Origin of the sequence: Alkanindiges hydrocarboniclasticus (assembly GCF_001982605.1) — a bacterium.
GTDB classification, from domain to species: Bacteria; Pseudomonadota; Gammaproteobacteria; order Pseudomonadales; family Moraxellaceae; genus Alkanindiges; species Alkanindiges hydrocarboniclasticus.
Genome location: NZ_MLCN01000016.1, coordinates 39546 through 60978, shown reverse-complemented (window position 1 = coordinate 60978; position 21433 = coordinate 39546). Strand labels below are relative to the sequence as shown.

At 49.2% G+C, this 21433-nt stretch carries 16 protein-coding genes; 8 read left to right on the top strand and 8 right to left on the bottom strand.

Translation table 11 applies throughout. The features are described 5' to 3' along the window. Window positions 1-38 precede the first annotated feature (38 nt). Window positions 39-1406: a Na+/H+ antiporter family protein gene (locus BKE30_RS06920; RefSeq protein ID WP_076877874.1), complete on the top strand. Its 1368-nt coding sequence runs from the start codon at window positions 39-41 to the stop codon at window positions 1404-1406. 106 nt (window positions 1407-1512) lie between these two features. On the opposite strand, the gene BKE30_RS06915 is transcribed toward BKE30_RS06920, so the two are convergent. Next, on the bottom strand, window positions 1513-3828 hold the full coding sequence (locus BKE30_RS06915) for a TonB-dependent receptor (RefSeq protein WP_198938050.1): 2316 nt from the start codon (window positions 3826-3828) through the stop codon (window positions 1513-1515). 131 nt (window positions 3829-3959) lie between these two features. Continuing rightward, complete coding sequence (locus BKE30_RS06910; protein WP_076877873.1) at window positions 3960-5651, bottom strand: outer membrane protein assembly factor BamB family protein; 1692 nt, start codon at window positions 5649-5651, stop codon at window positions 3960-3962. Window positions 5652-6252: 601 nt separating this feature from the next. Here BKE30_RS06910 and BKE30_RS06900 point away from each other — a divergent pair. The 4 genes from BKE30_RS06900 (at window position 6253) to BKE30_RS06885 (ending at window position 11843) form a co-directional block, all read left to right on the top strand. Then, a complete protein-coding gene (locus BKE30_RS06900; protein ID WP_076877871.1) occupies window positions 6253-6636 on the top strand; it encodes a lysozyme inhibitor LprI family protein in 384 nt (127 codons plus the stop codon). Between the two features lie 232 nt (window positions 6637-6868). After that, entirely contained in the window at window positions 6869-8842 is a 1974-nt protein-coding gene (gene htpG / locus BKE30_RS06895) for a molecular chaperone HtpG (RefSeq protein WP_076877870.1), read from the top strand. Between the two features lie 187 nt (window positions 8843-9029). Then, window positions 9030-11177, top strand: coding sequence for a TonB-dependent siderophore receptor (locus tag BKE30_RS06890; protein ID WP_076877869.1), 2148 nt, complete (start codon window positions 9030-9032; stop codon window positions 11175-11177). Between the two features lie 135 nt (window positions 11178-11312). After that, on the top strand, window positions 11313-11843 hold the full coding sequence (locus BKE30_RS06885; RefSeq protein WP_076877868.1) for a GNAT family N-acetyltransferase: 531 nt from the start codon (window positions 11313-11315) through the stop codon (window positions 11841-11843). A 58-nt stretch (window positions 11844-11901) separates the two neighbouring features. Here the strand turns inward: BKE30_RS06885 and BKE30_RS06880 are convergent, their stop codons facing one another. Further along, complete coding sequence (locus BKE30_RS06880; protein ID WP_076877867.1) at window positions 11902-13059, bottom strand: hypothetical protein; 1158 nt, start codon at window positions 13057-13059, stop codon at window positions 11902-11904. Between the two features lie 306 nt (window positions 13060-13365). On the opposite strand from BKE30_RS06880, the gene BKE30_RS06875 reads away from it, so the two are divergent. The 3 genes from BKE30_RS06875 to BKE30_RS06865 are packed head-to-tail and all read left to right on the top strand — an operon-like array spanning window position 13366 to window position 16756. Continuing rightward, the gene (locus BKE30_RS06875) at window positions 13366-15450 is read left to right on the top strand and encodes an FUSC family protein (RefSeq protein WP_076877866.1); all 2085 of its coding nucleotides are present in this window, start codon (window positions 13366-13368) and stop codon (window positions 15448-15450) included. Beyond that, window positions 15434-15640 carry a DUF1656 domain-containing protein gene (locus BKE30_RS06870; RefSeq protein ID WP_076877865.1) on the top strand — a complete coding sequence of 69 codons (207 nt, stop codon included), beginning with the start codon at window positions 15434-15436 and terminating at the stop codon, window positions 15638-15640. The genes BKE30_RS06875 and BKE30_RS06870 overlap by 17 nt, the downstream gene beginning before the upstream one ends. A 60-nt stretch (window positions 15641-15700) precedes the next feature. Next, window positions 15701-16756: an HlyD family secretion protein gene (locus BKE30_RS06865; RefSeq protein WP_076877864.1), complete on the top strand. Its 1056-nt coding sequence runs from the start codon at window positions 15701-15703 to the stop codon at window positions 16754-16756. Between the two features lie 96 nt (window positions 16757-16852). On the opposite strand, the gene BKE30_RS06860 is transcribed toward BKE30_RS06865, so the two are convergent. The 5 genes from BKE30_RS06860 to fadA form a co-directional block, all read right to left on the bottom strand. After that, complete coding sequence (locus tag BKE30_RS06860) at window positions 16853-17560, bottom strand: DsbA family oxidoreductase (protein ID WP_076877900.1); 708 nt, start codon at window positions 17558-17560, stop codon at window positions 16853-16855. Between the two features lie 200 nt (window positions 17561-17760). Continuing rightward, the gene (locus BKE30_RS06855; protein ID WP_076877863.1) at window positions 17761-18468 is read right to left on the bottom strand and encodes a YidX family protein; all 708 of its coding nucleotides are present in this window, start codon (window positions 18466-18468) and stop codon (window positions 17761-17763) included. 175 nt (window positions 18469-18643) lie between these two features. Next, entirely contained in the window at window positions 18644-19267 is a 624-nt protein-coding gene (locus BKE30_RS06850) for a PH domain-containing protein (RefSeq protein WP_076877862.1), read from the bottom strand. Window positions 19268-19575: 308 nt separating this feature from the next. Further along, entirely contained in the window at window positions 19576-20148 is a 573-nt protein-coding gene (locus tag BKE30_RS06845; RefSeq protein ID WP_143253672.1) for a hypothetical protein, read from the bottom strand. Between the two features lie 102 nt (window positions 20149-20250). Further along, window positions 20251-21426, bottom strand: coding sequence for an acetyl-CoA C-acyltransferase FadA (gene fadA, locus BKE30_RS06840; protein WP_076877860.1), 1176 nt, complete (start codon window positions 21424-21426; stop codon window positions 20251-20253). Between the last annotated feature and the right edge of the window lie 7 nt (window positions 21427-21433).

Below are 21433 nucleotides of genomic sequence, written 5' to 3'. Positions count from 1 at the left end.
TGCTAAGATGCGCGTCTTTTTTTAGCTTTGCCAGTCTTATGAATGCCATTGTCCTTGCCATTGTTATCATGTTTGTGCTGTCGCTACTGCGGTTTTCCGTGGTGCTGGCGATAGTGATTGCTGCAATTGTGGGTGGTCTGGCTGGTGGCTTAGGGTTGGCCGGCACTGTGCAAGCCTTTAATCAGGGTTTGGGTGATGGGGCACAGGTGGCATTGGCCTATGCGGTGCTGGGCGCGTTTGCACTGGCATTGTCGCGTTCCGGTTTGCCGGATTTGCTGGCTCATAAGCTGTTAGGGCTATTGGGGCATGAGGCTTCCATTCACCGGCAAAAATTTATCAAATATTTACTGCTGGGTATTTTGTGGATGGCAGCCGTATTTTCGCAAAACCTGATTCCGGTACACATTGCCTTTATTCCTGTGCTGGTGCCACCGCTGCTGAAAGTCACCAATTATCTGCAACTGGATCGCCGAGCCGCAGCCTGTGTGCTGACGCTGGGACTGGTTGGCACATACATGCTGCTGCCTGTCGGTTTTGGTGCTATTTTTTTAAATGAATTGCTGATGGGTAACATTAACAAGGTAGGCGCGGCTTATGGCTTGCAGGTGGACCGCTGGATGATGCCAGCCGCCATGGCGATTCCAGTAGCAGGAATGGTGGTTGGTACACTGGTGGCGGTGTTTGTGTCGTATCGCAAGCCGCGCCAGTATCAATCTGCTGGTGGTGCGCACAACCTTGGGCAAATGGCGCAGGCACTGGAACAGGAAGCTCACGCCATGCCTGCCATCAAACCACGCACACTTGTTATGGCAAGCCTTGCGATTATATTGACGCTGATCGCCCAGTTGTATTCCGGCTCCATGATTCTGGGCGGGCTGGTGGGTTTTGCCGTACTGTCAGCCGCCGGGATTTTTAAATGGCAGGAAGCCGATGATGTGTTTGTGGCTGGCATGCGCATGATGGCGCTGGTCGGGTTTATCATGATTGCCGCTGCCGGTTTTGCCTCGGTAATGACCGCCACCGGGCAGGTGGATTCACTGGTGAGTAGCGTGGTGCATTTGATTGGTGACAGCAAGAGTTTGGCGGCATTACTGATGCTACTGGTTGGCTTATTTGTGACACTGGGCATTGGCTCATCGTTTTCCAGCGTGCCGGTTTTGGTGATGATTTATGTGCCGCTGTGTGTGCAGTTTGGTTTTTCACCACTGGCGACCATTGCACTCATCGGTACGGCTGCAGCGCTGGGTGATGCCGGGTCACCAGCGTCTGATTCTACCCTTGGGCCAACTGCCGGGCTGGGTGCCGATGGACAGCATGACCATATCTGGGACACGGTTGTTCCCACGTTTATTCACTTTAATATTCCACTGGTGATTTTTGGCTGGCTGGCGGCCATGTATTTATAAGCCGGGGCCTAGGCTCGTGCCGTGAACAGCAGCTAAGCCCATCGGCTTCTTTCATTGGCTGTTTTTTTACAAGCTTATGTAATGAAAGAAGCCTGATCTGTCGGGCTTAAAACTGCCGGTTTAATTTAAGGCCCAGTAGCCAGTTGCGGCCTTGTGCGGGTTCAAAAAAACGGCCATTCGATTCATTGACAATCACCGAGCCAATATAGTTGCGGTCTGTCAGGTTATCCAGCCGGGCCAGTCCTTGCAGGGTATAAGGGCCAAAATGGTGTTCTGCCACCAGACGCAGGCTGGCAATGGTATAACTGTCAGCCGTATCGCTGTTGCGGTCATCAACGTAAATCTTGCCACTATGGCGTACTTCCAGTGCTGTTTTTAAGTAAGGCTGAATGGCCCATTCTGCCTCGGCAAAAGCGGTGGTTTTGCTGGTGCCGGGAATCTGGTTGCCCGCAGCAACGGCTTCACCACTGTAACCCAAGCTAAAGCGGTCGCGGTAGGTGGCGTCCAGATAGCTAAGGGCTGCATTGACGCGCAGATTGTCAAACGGCTGGCTTTCAATGGCCAGCTCAGCACCCTGCCTGCGGGTTTTGCCCACATTGTGATATACCGAACGGCCAGCACTGTTGCTCAGCACGGCAATTTCATCGTTTACATCAGCACGGAATAGGGCAGCATTCAGGCGCAGGTCATTGGTCAGCCGGGTCTTGATGCCGGCTTCATAATGCCAGCCGTTACTGGCTGCGACATTGTTATTTAAGCCGGCTGTCTGTACGGCATTATCGCGGTAGGCCACTTCATTTAAGGTCGGGGTTTCAAAGCTTTGTCCGGCGGTGGCATACAGGTTTAGCTCAGGTGAATAGCGGTACAACACGCCAAAGACTGGTGTGACATCAGAAAACTGGCGTGAACCACTATCGTCGGGGTTGCCATTGCCTGCTGTAGCATCCTTAATAATATAGTGATCAGCTGATTTAAAGCGGACATGGCTGCTGCGTAACCCGGCACTCAGCATCCACTGCGGGTCAATATCCCATTCGGCCTGCAAGTACGGATCAATATTGCTGGCTGTGTTGGTTTCATTGCGTTTTAAGGCACCCAGCACGCCTAATGCCGTGATGCCATTGTTCACCTGAAAGTTCTGGAAACCCTTGCGGTCTTCTTCCATCTGGTCCAGTGATAAACCGGCAGTCAGGCGTAGCGGCTGGTTCAGCAAGCGGTGTTCGGTACTGTAGCGCAAGTCCACACCCTGATAGTTACGGTCAAGGTCAATTACGCCACCTCCCTGCCGGGGATTGTTTTGCGGCGCAACCGGAATGGACTGAAACTGCCGCACTTCACGGGTTCCGGCATAAGCGGTCACCTGTAGGTCACCATTGCCCAGCCGGCTTTTATACACGGCGCCCAGCTGGTTTTGTGCTACCCGCTTGCGGGTATTGTAGTCCACGGCCGCTTGTGTCACGGATTTTGGGTTGGCCGCCACATCACTGCGGGTCAGGCCCAGCGGGTCCTGTGCTTCAGGCATGCGCAAGGCATTTAGCAGCAGCATGATGCTGGCGTCCGGGTTGATGTCATAACTGAGCTTGGCGTTAAGCAGTTGACGCTCGGCAGCACTATGCTCACGGTAGCCATCAATTTCGGTGTTGGACAGGCTAACCACATGGCTGAAATCACCCGACTTGCCACTACTTTTCAGGCTTTCACGCATCAGGCCATCTGACCCGGCAGAGAGACCGGCTTCCAGCGTTTGGCCGGGAACGCCCTCTTCAGTAAACAATTGAATTACCCCACCCGAGGCATTGCCATACAGGGCAGAAAATGGCCCGCGCAATACTTCCAGCCGCTCGGCACTTTCAAGGTCAAAATTGGCGGCCTGTCCCTGACCATCCGGCATGGTGGCTGGAATGCCATCGGTGTACAGGCGCACGCCACGCACGCCAAAGGTAGAACGTGCGCCAAAGCCACGGCTGGAAATTTGCAGGTCCTGCGCGTAGTTTTGCCGGTTGAGCACACTAATGCCGGGTACCCGCACCAGTGCTTCAGACAGGTTGATCCGTGGCCCAGCGCTGGCAATGGTACTGGCATCAATACGGTCTACCGAGGTAGGCAACTCAAATGCATCACGTCCGCGCCGTGTGGCTGTCACCACAATAGTGGGTAATAGCGTTGCTGGGATTAATTGCTGATTGGCGACGTTGCCAATAGGAACACTACCAGACAATGTGTCAGCTTGCTGTTGCTGTTGCTGTTGCTGTTGCTGTTGCTGCGCTTGCTCATGTTCAGGACTGCCAGCTTCCGCCATGACCGACAATGCAGGGCATAGCAGGATTAGTGCAATCAAAGGCTTGGTCATTATGGATATGCGGCGAGGGGGTGCTGGCAGTAAATTTGGCAGGGGCAGGCATAAAACTGGCAAATCAGTCATCACAATATCCTAAAGCAGCAAACAGTCTGTAAAAAGGCCGGTGAACAAAGGCCAGTAAAGAGCGATCACGCATCAGTCTTGCAGTTAATTAAGGTAACAATCCTGACATTAACTGCATTAAAAATCGGAGGTTATCGTGTTCCTGCCAGCCTGAATACATACATTGCGTTACCTGGTCCAGCCTGTAAGGTATTGGTGCCGCCAAACTGGTCGTAGCCGGAATTAATAATCAGATTATTGCCGCCAATGTAAGCACCCACCTGATCAATGGTGCCGCCATTGCCACTGATTCCATTTACCCCATTGACCGGTTTGGCAGTGTTATATGACCAGAGTTCCCGGCCATCAGTGCTGCGAAAGGCTTTCATGACACCGTTTAGCGAACCGGCAAAGACCACGTCATTGGTGACCGCTACGGCTGCCGAATAGGCCGAAGGATAGCTGTTGCCGTCACTGGCCACATGGCTGGGATGCTGCTCCCAGAGCAGATTGCCATTTTCAATGTCCAGCGCATACACACCGGGCTTGCCATTGGGTGCCAGTGACATGCCTTTGCCGTTAGGCCCGCTATGGCTGGCTGGATTATGTAAGGGCGTATTGAGCTGGTCAATTGACAGGGCATTCATTTTATTGATCATGACGTCACTCACGGCTACATACAGGCGCTGCCGGTCGGTGGCCATGCCCCAGTGAATACCACCCAGATTAGCCCCGGCTCCCAGCCGTTTTTGCCAGTTTAACTGGCCATTCACTGCATCCAATGAATACACCACACCATTTTTGGAACCTGCCAGAATAACCTTGCGGCCACTACGGGTTGTACTGATAATGGGCGAGGCCCCAAAATCAAAATCGCTGCTTTGCAATGGACTGCACGGGCCATTTAGGGGAAAAGGGGCACCACAGGCTATTGGATAGGAGTCATTGGCGGTGGCCTGAAAAATCCATTTGACCTTCCCATTACGGGCATCCAGCGCAATGATGGAATCAGAATTGCTGGTAATGGGCATGCTGTAGTTCTGGCCCGTACCGATATAAACCGTATGGCTGGCTTCATCAATGGCAGGGGTACTCCACACCGGTACGCCATTGGGGCCATGATGCAAGTCCCACAGGCGCTGTGCTGCTGCTGTGGTGTGATAGGTCCAGTCAATCTTGCCACTGTAGGCATCTACCGATACCAGCAGGCCATGCGATTCACAGCAGGCCATCACAAATTTGGACAGGGCTGTAAAAATTTCACGGGATGCCATGCCAACCAGCAACTTGCCCTGATAAAACTGCGGCGTGGCTGTAATGCGGTGGTAGGCTTTATCTGTGCCTACAAATTTTTGCCATAGCAACTGGCCGGTCTGGGCATTGAGCACGTGCAGCTTGCCTTCACTGTCACCAGCAACCACCAGAGCAGGCTTGCTACCGAGTGCCGGCACATAATTCATGGCCCGAAAGCCATCTCCCCCGGCAATGGATGAGCCTACCTTAATGGTATAATTCCAGTACTCACAGCCAGTGGCGCGATCAAGGGCCACAATGCTGGAGCGGGTGGGTGCATAAATTACCTGATGGGTTAATGTGGGGGCGCCACGCCGTTCGGTGGCATCCGGGTCTGGTGCAACATGCACATACGCCAGTTCAAGCTGGCTGACATTGCCGCTGTTGATGGCAGAAATCCCTTGCCGCGTGTTATTCAGGTTATAACCTAGACTATTGGCCAGCACCTGCTGTAGCGGATCAATTGTTGCACTACAGCGTACCGCTTGCGCCGCCTGCATGCTGCCCAAACTGCTGAGCGTGAGTAGGGTGGTCAACAGATAGTGCTTCATCCCGAAGCCTCCTTATTTTTAGTTCTTGCATCCGCTTTTGTAAGTTTAGCTTATCGTTGCATTTTTCAGTTTGATGCCATTGTGACAAGCATAGCTTGGTAAAGCCAAGAGAACGCCGTCACATTTTCACCTGAATTACTGAAAAATTACTGGTTATTGTGCTGAGTTCGTCAAAAAATCAGGCCGGGAATCAGCGTTAAAAGCCAAGCCGGATGATGACTTTGCCGCTCCTATGCTCACACCTTGAACCGTATTGGCAGCCCATTTACCGGCACAGCACAGTGTCCTGTAAGCTTTGGCTGAATTATTGCAAAGCCTGCACAAAATTAACTGGCTAAAAATACCATTTGTGCTGATGGCAAGCGTCACCAGTACAGAACAGAAAAACCAATAGTTGCTTTCACAAAAGCAGGCTGGCTTGTATTTGGCATTTACCACCCAACTACAATGCCGGGCAAAATCTGCATTGTTGAGGCAAAGCTTACAAAATAACATTTAACTAGTGCACAAAACCGGTGTAAGCCATTGGTGTGCCTTATTAGACTTTTAAAGGTAGCAGCATGCTTAACCCTAAAGTTTTTCAAGTTTGTGCAGGTGAACCATGAAAAAATCACAGCGCCTATTAGTAACCTCTACCTTAAGCACTGTACTTGGCGTAATAGGCTTTGGGCTGGCAGGTTTTGGCACACTGGCGCAAGCCGCCAGCTATGACTGCAACAAGGCCCGCCTTGCCACCGAAAAAACCATTTGTGCCAACCGCAGCCTCAATGACCGTGATGTCAAAATGGCAACCACTTTTAATATTATGAGCCATGCCGTACCCATGGGCGGACGCGACCATTTAATTGGTGAGCAAGTGCTCTGGCTCAAGCAGCGCAATGGCTGTGGCAGTAACGTGGCGTGCATTGCCAATGCATACCAGAACCGGCAAAAACAACTGGATCAAATGCTACACGACCGGGTACTTTCACATGGGCCATTTTAAGAAATTTTGCGGCATTGCATAAAAAACAAGCCGATCTGTGGATAACTTTGCTGTTATTCACAGGGGTTGTCCACAAGCACTGAGCACTAGTGTTAATGCGGTCAAAACTGCCACATTGCATAACGCCATATTGCACAAAAATAATTCAGTCAGGCTATTGGATGCTTGAAAAAAAACCTTGTCGGCCCCACTCCGTTTGACAAGCCATTTTGGGTTAAAACAGGAGTTTACAATGAACGAATTTACAGAAAACCAGCCAGAAAACCAGAACAGTCCGCAGGCAGGCAATGCGCAGGCCAAAAGTTACAGCTTTCAGGCTGAAGTGGCCCAGCTACTGCATCTGGTCACGCATTCTTTGTATTCCAATCCGGAAATTTTCCTGCGTGAGCTGATTTCCAATGCCTCGGATGCCTGCGACAAGCTGCGTTTTGAAGGCATCAATAATGGCGCACTGTATGAAAATGACCCGGATTTGCATGTGCGCATTACGCTGGATAAAGACCATAAAACCATTACCATTAGTGATAACGGCATTGGCCTGACAGAATCTGAGGCCATTGATAACCTCGGTACGATTGCCAAATCCGGCACCAAGGACTTTATGTCCAAGCTGACTGGCGACCAGAAAAACGATGCCCAGTTGATTGGCCAGTTTGGGGTTGGTTTTTATTCCGGTTTTATTGTGGCCGATAAAATTACTGTGGAATCACGCCGGGCAGGCGAGCCAGCCAGCAATGGCGTGCGCTGGATTAGCGGCGGCACTGGCGATTTTGATGTCGAGCAAATTAGCAAGGAAACTCGCGGCACTGACATTATCCTGCACCTGCGCGACGATGCCGTAGAGTATCTGGAAGCGTGGAAGGTCAAGCAAATTGTCAACAAGTATTCCGACCACATCAGCCTGCCCATCCAGATGAGAAAGGAAGTCTGGCAGGAGGCTGAAGAAGGTTCTGACGAACAAGGCAAGATGGTCATGACGGATGAGTGGGAAACCATCAACTCAGCCAGCGCCCTGTGGACCCGCAACAAGAAAGATATTTCCGAAGAGCAATACACCGAGTTTTACAAGCAGTTTAGCCACGACTTTGAAGCACCGCTGGCGTGGAGCCATAACCGGGTAGAAGGCAGCACCGAATACACCCAACTGCTATACATTCCCGCTAAAGCGCCGCATGACCTGTTTACCCGCGAGCAAAAGTCCGGCATCAAGCTGTATGTGAAGCGCGTATTCATTATGGATGAAGCAGAAAACCTGATGCCATCCTACTTGCGCTTTGTGAAGGGCATTATTGACAGCGCTGACTTGCCGCTCAACGTCAGCCGTGAACTGTTGCAGGAAAGCAAGGATGTACGCACCATCCGCGAAGGCAATGCCCGCCGCGTACTGGGTCTGCTGGATACAATGGCCAAGAGCGAGGACAAGGAGCAACAGGACAAATTTGCCACCTTCTACAAGGAATTTGGCGCCGTGCTGAAAGAGGGGCTGGGCGAAGACTTTGGCAATAAAGACAAAATTGCCAAGCTGCTGCGCTTTGCCTCTACCAATACCGATGACGTTACCGTATCGTTTGCCGATTACAAGGCCAACATGAAAGACGGTCAGGACGCCATTTATTACCTGACGGCTGAAAGTCTGGCTGCTGCCAAAAACAGCCCACAACTGGAGTTGTTTAAGAAAAAAGGCATTGAAGTGCTGCTGATGACCGACAGGGTAGACGAATGGGCGCTCAACTTCCTCACCGACTTTGACGGTACACCACTGCAAAGTGTGGCCAAGGGCGCAGTAGACTTGGGCAAGTTGCAGGACGAAGAAGAGAAGAAAGCGGCTGAAACAGCGGCTGAAACCCTCAAGCCTACGCTGGAAAAACTCAGCAGCAGCCTAAAAGACAAAGCTAAGGAAGTGCGCGTCACCACGCGTCTGGTAGATAGTCCAGCCTGCTTGGTGGTGGGAGATCAGGACTTGTCTCCACAACTGGTACGAATGTTGAAACAGGCTGGCCAGCCAGTGCCGGAATCCAAGCCTATTCTGGAAATTAATCCAGAGCATCCGCTGGTTAAGCGTCTGGAAAGCTCAGCACAATTTGATGGCTCTCGTTTTGAGGATCTGGCCAACGTGATTTTTGACCAGGCACTACTGGCAGAAGGCGGCGTACCGGAAGATCCAGCGGCGTATTTAAAGCGTATTAACAGCTTGCTGCTGGGTTAATGGACTGTCAATCCATGTGATGTGGTAAAAAGGGAGCTCTAGGCTCCCTTTTTTTATAATGAGAAAATAATGATTTAACTTATAAATGATAATGATTATCTTTTTTATAGAATAATGATAATATTTATTAAATAGCTTTCATGAAGCTTGAATTAAAACTAATAAATGAATGTTTAGGGGCGTTATCATGCAAAATTTACGAGTACAGCCACATCGGTTGGGACTATATATCAGCTGTATTATGGCTAATGCAGGTCTGTTATCAGCAGCACAGGCAAGCGATTATGCGGCGCCATCCAGCAATGATGCCTTGCCCACCATTACTGTTACGGCCAGCAGTGACATGGAAAAAGGGGATGGCCCGGTAGACGGCTATGTTGCCAAACGCAGCACCACAGGCACCAAAACCGATACGCCGATTCTGGAAACCCCACAATCTTTGACCGTGGTCACGCAGGATCAGATTCAGTCCACCGGTGCGCGTACTGTGGTGGAAGCACTAGGCTACAGTGCAGGCCTGTTTAATAAATCCGGTTTTAACCCGGCCAATGAAACGTTTACCATTCGGGGTTTTACCCAGTATGGTGGCATGCTGCGTGATGGGCTATATGATGGCGGCGCGTGGGGCAACCGGCAGGAAAGCTATGGGCTGGAACGGGTTGAATTTTTAAAGGGAGCCGCATCGGTTCTGTATGGCAAGCTGAGTCCGGGCGGTGCCATCAATACCATTTCCAAGCGGCCAACCGATGAACCTTTACATGAAGTCAAACTTGAGCTGGGCAATGACAACCACCGGCAGCTTAATCTGGATGTATCGGATGCGCTAAATAGCGACGGAACACTGAACTATCGCCTGACTGCTGTTGCCCGGCAAAGCGATACGCCTGTCGATTATACCGCCAATGACCGCTATTACCTGGCACCCGCCATTAGCTGGACACCAAATGACCGCACCAGCCTGACGCTGCTGGGCAATTATCAGGAAAACAAACTCACCTTTGTTAATGGGCTACCGGTAGAGGGCACCTTGTTGCCCAATAAAAATGGCCAGTTGCGCCCAGGTACTTTTCTGGGTGAGCCGGACTGGAGCACGGGTGATGATGAAAAAGGCAGCATTGGATATTTGCTGGAACATCGGTTCAGTGACCAGCTAAAACTGGAACACAAGCTGCGCTACAGCTACAGCAAGGTACACTGGCGTTATTCATCCATTAATCTGGATGCCAGTGACCAGCGCACGGCCACCCGTAGCGGCTATGACCGCTTTGATAAAGTCCATCGTCTGGTGGCAGACACCTTTCTGGAATGGAAAACCAGCGGCGCGCGCTTTGAGAATACGCTGATTACCGGCGTGGACTGGCTGCGTGAAAATGGGTCAATGCCCGCAAACTGGGACTTAACACTGACACCGATTGATATTTTTAACCCGCAATACAGTGGCCTGATTGATTACAGTAACTCGCTGGCTGATTACAGTACCGACCAGACCAAAACGCTGGGTGTCTACGCGCAAAACCAGTTAAAACTGGATGACCACTGGGTTTTTCTGACAGGCCTGCGGCAGGACTGGGTAGACAGCAAAGCTACTGGCAGCGCGGATGACAAGGATGATGCCCTGACTGGCCGGGCCGGACTGGTGTATTTGCTGGATAACGGCATTGCCCCTTATCTTAGTTTTTCACAAAGCTTTCAACCGGTATCCGGCGATGATGGTAGCCCTGCGCACCGCAAGCTTGAACCTACCGAAGGTGAGCAATATGAGGCAGGCTTGCGTTATCAGCCGTTGGGCAGTAACAGCCTGTATAGCGTGGCGCTGTATCAGCTTACCCAGACTAATGTGTCAAACACTGATCCTGTAACACAAATTGTGCGGCAAATTGGTGAAGTGCGCTCACGGGGTGCTGAGCTGGAAGCAAAATTTAGTCCATTGCCGGATATCAACCTGATAGCAGCCTACAGCTATATTGATGCCAAAACCACGCAAAGCCTGATAGCTGCTGAGGTGAACCAGCGCACGGCCAATGTACCGCGCCAGCAGGCATCATTATGGGCCGATTACCACGTGGGCCAGCTTGGCAGTGGCCAGTTAAAGCTGGGCCTTGGCGTGCGTTATATTGGCGAGCAAAGCAATGCCTCCATGACCGATGCACGAGCCAAAAGCACGCCCGATGTTACCTTGCTGGATGCCCTGATTAATTATGATTTACAACCCTTTAATCTGTCGCTAAATATGGTCAACCTGACCGGCAAGACCTATTATTCACAGTGTAGTTATAACACTTGCCAATTGGGTAGCTCACGTACAGTAATTGGTGCATTGGCCTATCGCTGGTAATTTTTAAAAGCTAAGGGTCTAAAAAGCCGTAAGCCGGTACTGCTTGCCAAATCAGCGTTTACCAAACATGTAGCAGGTCAGCATGTAGCAAGTCACTGTTGAACAGGTAACCACCGGACAACTCAAGGGATTAGTATGTTTCAGATCAGTGTGAGTTCATCTATCCGGCTGGAGTTGCTGGACTTGCCGCATGCGCCAGCCTTATTTGAATTAACTTGCAGCAATCAGGCGTTTTTATCGCGCTGGTTGCCGTGGGTTGGTTTTATTCAGCGTATTGAAGACACCGAAAAATTTATTCAGGCTACTAAACAGCAGTGGGCCAGTGGTAATGGGTTTCAGTGCGCCCTTTTTTATCAGGAAAGGCTGGCCGGTATCATTGGGTTTCATGAGTTTAACCGTAGTAATGACAGTGCCAGTGTGGGCTACTGGCTGGGCGAGCAGTATCAGGCGATGGGGCTAATACAGCAAAGCTTGCCAATATTAATTGAGCAGGCTTTTTATATTTATGCCATTCAGCGAGTTGTCATTCGTTGTGCGGTTCATAATCAGGCCAGCCGCAAGATTCCAGAAAAGCTTGGTTTTCAGCTGGAAGGCATCTTAAAAGCCAATGAAAAACTGCATGGACAATATATTGATCAGGCTATTTATAGCCTGATCAAATCATAGTTGCATCAAATCATGGCTTGATCAAAACGTCAGCGCGAATGCATCCTTTCGTAACGCCTTAAAATACCGCTTCCAGTCGCAGGAAAGTGGACAGGTAGTGGTTGCGATCCAGATCCTTGTCATTGTAGTAGTTTACATCGGTCTGCACATAAAACCATTCGCGCAAAAATGGCTGGCGCCACGATACAAATGGCCCATAACCATTTAAATGAAAGTCCTTATCCTTGGCACGGCCACCCGTATAAACCCCATAACTAAAGGTGTTGTCGTGGAAGAAGTTATGCTGGCGAAACAGCCGGTTTTCCCAGCGCACACCTACTTCCTGGTCTTCATCGGCGTATGTGATACTGGCCTGATTGGCAATAAATGGTTCGCCATCTTCATGGTGGCGGATTTCCAGATTGGTGCGGGCATAGTTCTGGCTGCTGGAACCATAGCGATAAACCTGTTCGGCCCGTGTGGTGAAATTATCCGGCAAGGTCCAGTCACGCGAGATTTTTATCCGGCCATACACATCTTCAGCGCCATCACGCAAACCAACGTCAAAGTCAGTATCAAACAGGTCGGTTTTTAACCAGTCGCTCCAGCGGACAGCAAACGAGTTGTTTTGGCGCTTGGCCGCATCCTGATCCAGTGTTTTCTTGGGGTCAGCAGCGGCATTGGGGTTGGTAATTGCCACATTGCCCCGTAATTCATCGTCCAGACTGTCATCACCAAACACCAGACTAAAGCGTCTTTCCAGTGTAGGTAGCTTGATCTTGCCGCGAATCCGTGGCTTGACCTCAACATCGTCGTACTTGTTCCAGGTGGTGTCAGCCATGATCCGGATACTGGCCCGCGCCGGCTTGTCCGGGTCAGGCTCGCCAAACCAGTCATCCAGCTTGTGCGCCTGTCGTTGCAGATTTTGCCGGAAGCGTTCATGCCGCTTGTCTGCCCAGGTTTTATCACGTGTTTCAGCTTGTGGCGCAACGATCTTTTCCTGCGACTCAGCCGGTAAAATAGTAGGTATGGCATTAATGGTGTCTGGAATTACGCTAAGCATGAACTCCGGTTTTTCAGTCTCAGGCGTGCTGTCGGTTGCTGGTTGTTCGCTGTTCAGCGCAGCACTGGTACCCAAACTGTTACTGTTGACCGGACTCAAAGCCCACACTGGTGATATAGCCAGCAAACTCAGGCTAATGGCTGAGCGTATACCCCAAAAATAATAACTTTTCATTGTTAAAAAAACTTTTTAATTGAAGCGCTAAAAGTAGGGTAAACGCCAATTTTTTGTTATTATTTTTTTGTTAAATAACAATAGATAAGCCAATAAAATTGTTGTGTCTGTGTGCTGATGCGCTTGCTACTTGCATAAAGTTAGTAAAAGTTAATTCAGTCTATCAATTTTTAAGTAATAGTAATAAAATGACTCAATTAAGACTGGCTTAAGTTTTAATTTCTCAACACAAATGCGCTGGTTGTTCCGCTAGATTCTGTTTTAATTCAATGGTTGACCGCTGCGTTAATCATAGAGCCACAAAGCATGCTACTCCAGACCTTACTGGCGTTTAGGCCAAGCAACAACGATCTTGTTTTTGCCCTCAAGACCTTTCTGGCTGCCATGCTGGCCCTGTTTATTGCCATTTCCCTAAACCTGCAAAATCCCATGTGGGCCATGGGAACAGTATTTATTGTGGCAAATCCGCTGGCAGGCGTGCTGTCGTCCAAAGCTGTATACCGTATGCTGGGTACGCTGGCCGGGGCCTGCCTATCCATTCTGGTGCTGCCGCCATTTATTAACAACCCGGTGCCGTTTAGCCTGATTATTGCGGTATGGGTGGGCTTTTGTCTGTATGTTTCACTGCTGGACCGGACGCCGCGCAGTTATTTTTTTATGCTGGCCGGTTATACCATGGCGCTGATTGGCTTTAGTGCCGTGGCTGATCCCACGCATTTGTTTGATATTTCGCTGTCGCGCTTTGAGGAAATTACGCTGGGCATTTTGTGCGCCACGGTGATTTCGCGGGTGTTTTTTCCGGTAAATATTGCCGGGGTGCTATCGGGCCGTATTGATCAATGGTTCAATGATATTGAAAGCAATTTCAAGGATTGTCTGGCAGGTAAAAGTAGCCCTGACATTATTGTCAAAGAGGCGCAGCGCTTTGCGGCTGATAGCACCGAAATTCATGCACTGGCCATTCACTTGTCCTATGAAAACAGTGCGCTTAGGAAACAAACCCGTAGTGTGCAGGCCTTGCAGCATCAAATGGTGTTGCTGGTGCCAGCACTGGTGGCACTGGCTGACCGCGTGCATACCCTCAAGGAATCTTCCCGCAATTTTGACAACCTGCTGATGCAGGTGCAGCAGCAAACCGAACAGTTTATTACAGCAACACTGCCAACAGACCAGGCCGGGCTGGCTTATATTCCACCGTCCATTTTGCAAAAATTTGAGCACATGCTGGCCATTGCCGATACCCGCGAAAAGTTGATGATTATGAGCGCGCGTGAGGCATTCCTGTTTTTTATCCAGCATTTCCAGACCCTGCGGCTAATCTGGCACTGTATTAAAACCGGTGAGCGCCTGCCGGATTTTATGCATGCAACCATACCATCTGCACAGCGTTTGCATCGAGATCATGGCATTGCCCTGCGGGGGGCACTGTCGGCATTTCTGGCCATTTGCATTGTGTGTTTTTTATGGCATATGAGCGGCTGGCAATATGGTTTTATGGCGGCCCAAATTACGGCGGTATGTGCCTGTATCCTGACTTTTCTGGATAATCCGGTGCCTGCGCTGGCCTCATTCCGGCTAGCTAGTATTTATTCGGCGCTGGTGGTGTTTGTTTACCAGTTTGCCATTTTTCCGGTGGTGCATGATTTTTTTACCCTCATGCTGGTGCTGTTTCCGTTTTTCCTGATTTTTACCAGCATGTTGCCTTATCCGGCCTTAACCGGATTTGCCTTGCCGATTTTAATTAATACCGCCATGGGCCTGAATATCCGTAACCTGAACGAACCAGTTTTTGGTGCTTATATTGATAACAGTCTGGCAATAGTCATTGGTATATTAATTCCCAGTTTTACTCTGGCGCTCATTCGTAGTACCACGCCTGAACTCAGCGTACAGCGGCTGTTACAACGGCAGTGGCGCGATGTACAACAGATTATTGAAAAACCGGTAATGCATCCATGGGCCTATTATATGCGCCGCCTGCTGGACCGGATTGGCCTGATGGCACCACGGGTGTTGCGGGCACCTGCCATTCAAGCAGATATTAGCCAGTCCATTAGGGAGCTAGCCGGAGCAACCAATATCATCCGGCTTAAGCGCACCGTGGATCAGTTGCCCGAACCATTGAGCCAGCAGGTTGCGCAATTGCTGCAACAGTTATGGAACTGGTACGAAGCACGCCTGAGCAGTCAGGACTTTGACAGCGAACAACTGCTAATACAGATTGACCAGCTGATTTCACAGGTACTGTTGCAATCCAGCAGCATACTACGTGACCAGTTATTGGTGGCCTTAACCGGTGTGCGGCGCAGCCTGTTTCAGCATGCTGCGCATTATGTGGTGCCTAGTGAACCGATTCCAGCTTTAGGAGAAACGTATGGCTGGCGAGGTTAATTTTTACGGGATTTACATTCCCTTAATCCTGATTCAGGCTCTGCTGGCTTATGTGGTTTATAGCGGCTTGGTCTGGGCACTGGACAAATGGCAGTTAAGCCGCTGGATGGCCTTGCCGACGATTTTTAACGTGTGCCTGTACATTATTGTACTAGGGCTTATTGTGTGGATTTGCCATCTGCTGTTTTAGCGCAGGCTGTTGAAAGGCCCAAGCAAATACAGTCCAACTGGTTTTATGTGAAGAAACACCATGAACACTCAACTGAACCTCAAGTCTCAACAGGTTGTGCGCATTATTATTTTTGCAGTGATTGCCGTTGTTGCCGTGGCCGTGGCGCTGTCGCTATGGCGCTACTACACGCAGGCACCGTGGACACGTGATGGCCGTATCCGGGGCGATGTCATGCGCATTTCCACCGATGTTTCGGGTCTGGTTAAAGACGTACTGGTGCAGGATAATCAGCGTGTACAAAAAGATCAGGTGCTGTTTACACTTGATCCGGCCCGCTTTGAAATTGCGGTAGAGCAGGCCAAAGCCAACCTTGCCAAGGCACAGGCCAACCTTGCTAACTCCCAGCAGCAACGCTTAAGCGCACAGGCCACCATTCATCAGGCACAGGCTGGCGTTCAGGCAGCACAGGCTGAAGCCGAGCGAGCACGCCGCGATCTGGCCCGTATTGAGCAGCTGGAAACTGCCAACGCAGTATCACGGCAGGAGCAGGATCGTTACCGGGCTGCGCGGCTGGAAGCACAGGCCAATCTGGCCAAGGCACAAGCCAGCATTGAAGTAGAGCGACAAAACTTGAGTTCAGTCGGCACCAGCAGGCAGGGATTAGTGGCTGATGTGGCCAGTGCACAGGCAGCCCTTGATCTGGCCCTGCTAAATTTATCCCGCGCCCAGGTCAAGGCGCCCAGTGACGGCAACCTGTCCAATTTTGATCTCAGGGCGGGCAATTATATTACGGCCGGCCAGCCCATTGCTGCCTTACTCGACCCAAGGCAGTTTTATGTGGTGGGTTATTTTGAAGAAACCAAGCTGTCTCGCATTCATGTGGGCGACCCGGTGAGCATTCAGCTGATTGGCGATAACCGTGAGCTAAAAGGGCATGTGCAGGGTATTGCTGCCGGTATTGAAGACCGTGAGCGCACTTCCAGTAGCACCATGCTGGCCAACATCAACCCCACCTTTAACTGGGTGCGTCTGGCCCAGCGTGTACCCGTGCGCGTGACACTGGACAGTATCCCCGATGCCAGCATGCTGGTGGCCGGGCGTACCGTCACCGTGCGCATTCAAGAGAATCATTAGCAAAGCAGTTGTTAGGCAGTTTATCAAACGGAATTTGCCGAAACTAAAAAATCCCTGAATGGTGCAGGGATTTTTTATATATTTTATGTGCGATGTTTACTTATGGTCAGGAATTTCACAGGCTTCATCATTACACACGGGTGCTGCTGAATCTTCCAGCGTGTCTGTATCGCGCTTTGTGCTTGCTGCCTGCTGGAGCGCTTGCAGGAATACCTCACGCGGCTGGGCACCGGACAGGCCAATTTGCTGGTTAAAAATAAAAAATGGCACGCCACTAATGCCCAGTTGCTGTTGGGCAATTTGTTCATCCTGTCGCACATCATCGGTAAAGTGGTCGGAATCCAGCACCGCTTTTACTTCATTGGCGGGCAAACCAATCCGGGCTGCCACCTGTTCCACCACGTCACGCTCACCAATGGGCAGGCCTTCGGTCATGTACGCATAAAAAAATGCTTCCTTGGCAGCATCAGCCAACCCATGACTGTCAGCCAGATGAATCATGCGATGTGCATTAAACGAATTACCCGACTGAGCCTTTCGCCACTGAAAGTCAATGCCTTCATCGCGTGCCATCTCGGCCATTTGTTGTTGCAACTGCTCCATCTGTTCAACAGTTTTACCGTATTTTCTGGCCAGCCGTATGGTATTGGAGCTATCGTGCGTGGCGGGAGAGTTGGGGTCTAGCTCGTAGCTGTGCCAATGTACCTCAATATCAATGCCAGCTTCACGTGCCACATTCTCAAGGCGTTTTTTGCCGATATAGCAGAAGGGACAGACCACGTCTGACCAGATGTCGATACGAATAGGACGCATGGGTTGCATAAAACTCTTCTATTCTCTACTGGGCTGAAATAGGCTAAGGATGAAGCCTAACTCAGCGGATTTAAAGTTAAGTTTAGTGAGCGTTATCAGTTATGCTAAAAAGTGGTTTGGCTAACAAGCTGGTTTTTGGTCTAAAATAAATGAAAGTGATAAAGGCTTGCTTGAGCTAACCAACCGTAAAATTAATCAAAAATCTTTTCAGCCGCCACAAAGGGCAGAGCCACCACATCAATTGCTACAGCAAATGGAAGCAGAACCAGTTTTTCCAGTGGATTTAAACTGGATTTGGTTTTATAGCTTTCCTCTGTACTGGTGTAAATGCTGACCTGATAAGGCTTGCTCAGCGGCTTTAGGGCCGCCAGATTACTGGCGGCTGGATACACCACGCCCGCTAAATTGATGTTAAAACAAAAGCGTTGCGCGCTCATGCGTTTATCGCTGGATGTTGAACATTCCTCTGCGCCATTGGCAATAAAAAACTCCAGGTCTTTTTTGCTGATATCTTCTTGCAGCTTTACGTAAGATAACGGCAGCTTGCCTGAAAAACGCCCGTCATTTTTTTCAGAATAAAAACTTAAAGATCTGGTAATTTGAATATTTTTCGGATCAAGTTGATTAATCAGGGTAACAAACTGAGTGCCGCCTTCAGTCAGGATATAGCTGTTTTTTTGTCCTGCAATAACAATGCTACTTTGTGGTATGCCTTGCACTGCCTGCGCAGGCTTGCCAAAAGCAATGACGTTATCTTCAACCAAGGTGGTTTTGATGGTGCGAGTGGAACTGTGGTGACCTTTATTAATTAAAGTAGAAGTGGCACATCCACTAAATAACAGTATACAAGCCAAACTGGATACAGCAGCTGTGAGCGCTTTTCTGCGAATTGATAACATGGGTTACTCCTTAACCGGCTAGTGCTAAAACCTTACAATACAGCGCAAGTGATAGAAAAAACTTAAATATCAAAACATATTGTTCAAGGGAGAGTAGACCGTCCGGCAGGTCAGTGCCAGCCAGTCTTCTATAACAGCAGCCCAGCCTTTGAACGTCGGGTTTCAGTATTTCAATTTACTGTTTCAGGTAGCGCTCAAAAATAGGCGAAAAATCATAATTTTCAATTTGCTTACGGCGTTCGGTAAAACCCGCTTCAACCTGCAAGGTAGTTTGGCAAATAATATCCGGTAAGCTAAGCACCACCTGTTCTGGCAGTTGGCGTAGCGCAAACATGCTGTTCACCGCTTGTTGGGTGAGGCTGAGCGTGCCCATCTGACGCTCGATTTCCTTGCAGGCTTCCCCAATACTAAACAGCGCCTTGTACAGGTCACGCACTTTTTCGATTTGTGACTTTTCAATATCAATCGAGTAGGCAGTGCCGCCCAGATAAAATTTGATTTCTACATCACGATCCACCGTGCCTGCGGTTTCTAGCGTGACCTGACTAATCTGGTGATGCTTGTAAGGATAGCGATACAGCATGCGTTTTTTGCTCATGGCGCTGGTGCCGTCCAGATGAATAAACGCGGTGTTGGTAAAGCAATATTCGTCGGTTTTGGCTTTAATTAAAAAGAAGATTTTTTCGCCATCTTCGTGAAAAATATAATCGTCCAGATCGGTTTTATCATAATCCTGTGGCTCAATAATCTTCCCGATATCACTGGTGCCCATCAGGTCTGAGGCCATATTTTTAAACATACTGATGCTCTTTATTGTTGAACTAAAGGCTTGAGTTTGCAATGGATGAGAGGGCTTTGCAAGGTGATTCTCAGAAGGAATTCAGGGTGCTTCATGTGAAGTTAAGGTTATTTATTTAATTGATGAAGGTACTGGATAACATGTTTTTATAAACTGGATTGTGATGGCATGTTGCAGGGTGCTGTTGGATTTTGCAAATAGTTTGCATAGGCTAAAATTAAAGACTTATCAGGCTCTTGTGATCTTTAATGCCAGATTTGCTACACGAACGAAAGGTTGGGATAGGGTAGTGGAAAGTTGGTTTAGGTTTATATTAACCATTCAAGATGTAAATACTTTTCATATTCATCACCCAAATATTCATATGTTCTACCGCTATATATAAAGAATTCTTGTATATCCTCCAAATCCAGAAGCTCTTTAAAATTTTCATAAAGTTTGGGCAAGTTTTTAAAAAACTCTTTAAACTGTTCAACACCATAATCATCTACTAAAATAATCCGGTCTAAGGACATAATGGGTTGTTGATATATAGAGAGTATTAACGCTCCTTGTGAAAATTTAGCAACTCGTGCTTCACCGCTAGCGTCATGGTCATAGCCTAGTAAAATCTCTGTATCCAATTCTTTGGATAATCTTCTTAAAAACTCATCAAAATAATACAGATGAGGAAAAGGGAATACTACATCAACCCAATGTAGATTGCTGTCTTGCGAAATAATAAATGCATTTCTACCTGAATTTTTTTCGATATCATAGAAATAATAATCTTGTGCAACACCATAAAATTCTTTACGTCCAATCTTAAAGCTTTTCTCAATTTTTTTAATAATAGTGTCTATATGATCAATTTTAATAGAAACTCTTGAATATGCACCCATATACATACCTAGCCAAAATTTTATAAATTAGAGGAATTAATAAATTTTAAACTAAAAAATCCCCGTATTTCTACGGGGATTTCCTTACAACCACATCAAACCTTAAACACGTTCGATAATGGTTGCAATGCCTTGACCTAAACCAATACACATGGTGGCAAGACCGATTTGCGTGTCTTGTTGTTCCATCACATTCAGCAGTGTCGTGGTAATACGCGCGCCAGAGCAACCCAGTGGGTGACCCAGTGCAATTGCACCACCGTTCAGGTTAATCATGTCCTGTTTGTCCATGATACCCAGTGCTTTCATGACCGACAGGCCTTGCGCTGCAAATGCTTCGTTCAGCTCAACGGTTTGAATGTCGTTGATGGTCAGGCCAGCACGTTTCAGGGCTTTCTGGGTGGCTGGTACTGGACCATAACCCATAATCGCCGCATCACAGCCCGCAACCGCCATAGAGCGAATCACTGCACGTGGTTTTAAGCCTAAAGACTGGGCACGTTCAGCCGACATCAGCAGCATGGCGGATGCACCGTCAGACAGCGCAGAAGACGTTGCCGCAGTCACTGTACCGGCTTTGCTAGGGTCAAACACCGGACGCAGGGCAGCAAAAGACTCAATGCTGGCATCAGGACGAATCACTTCGTCAATTTCGCACAGCACTTTAAAGCCGTCTGCATTGTGGCCTTCTACGCCAATAATTTCATTGGCAAAGCGGCCTTCGTTGGTAGCAGCCCAGGCACGACGGTGTGATTCAACACCAAAGGCATCCTGCATTTCGCGGGTAATGCCATTCATGCGGCCCAGCATTTCTGCGGTCAGGCCCATCATGTTGGACGCTTTAGCATAATGCTTGGAGGCTTCAGGGTTTAAGTCAATGCCATGCATCATGCCGACGTGGCCCATGTGCTCAACACCACCCACGATGAAAATATCACCCTGATTGGTGGCAATTTGGGCAGCCGCAGTATGAATCGCCTGCATGGATGAACCACACAGACGGTTTACGGTCTGGCCAGCGACGGTTTTTGGCAGGTCAGCCAGCAAACCAATGTTGCGGCCAATGTTCATGCCTTGCTCTAGGGTTTGGTTGACACAACCCCAGATCAGGTCTTCAACGTCATTCACATCAAATTGATTGCGACGAACCAGCGCACGAACTAACTCAGCAGATAAAGAGTCAGCGCGCACATTACGGAACATACCGTTTCTGGATTTGCCCATGGCAGAACGAACGCCATCAACAATCACGATGTCGCGTGGATTTAAATTACTCATGCACGCA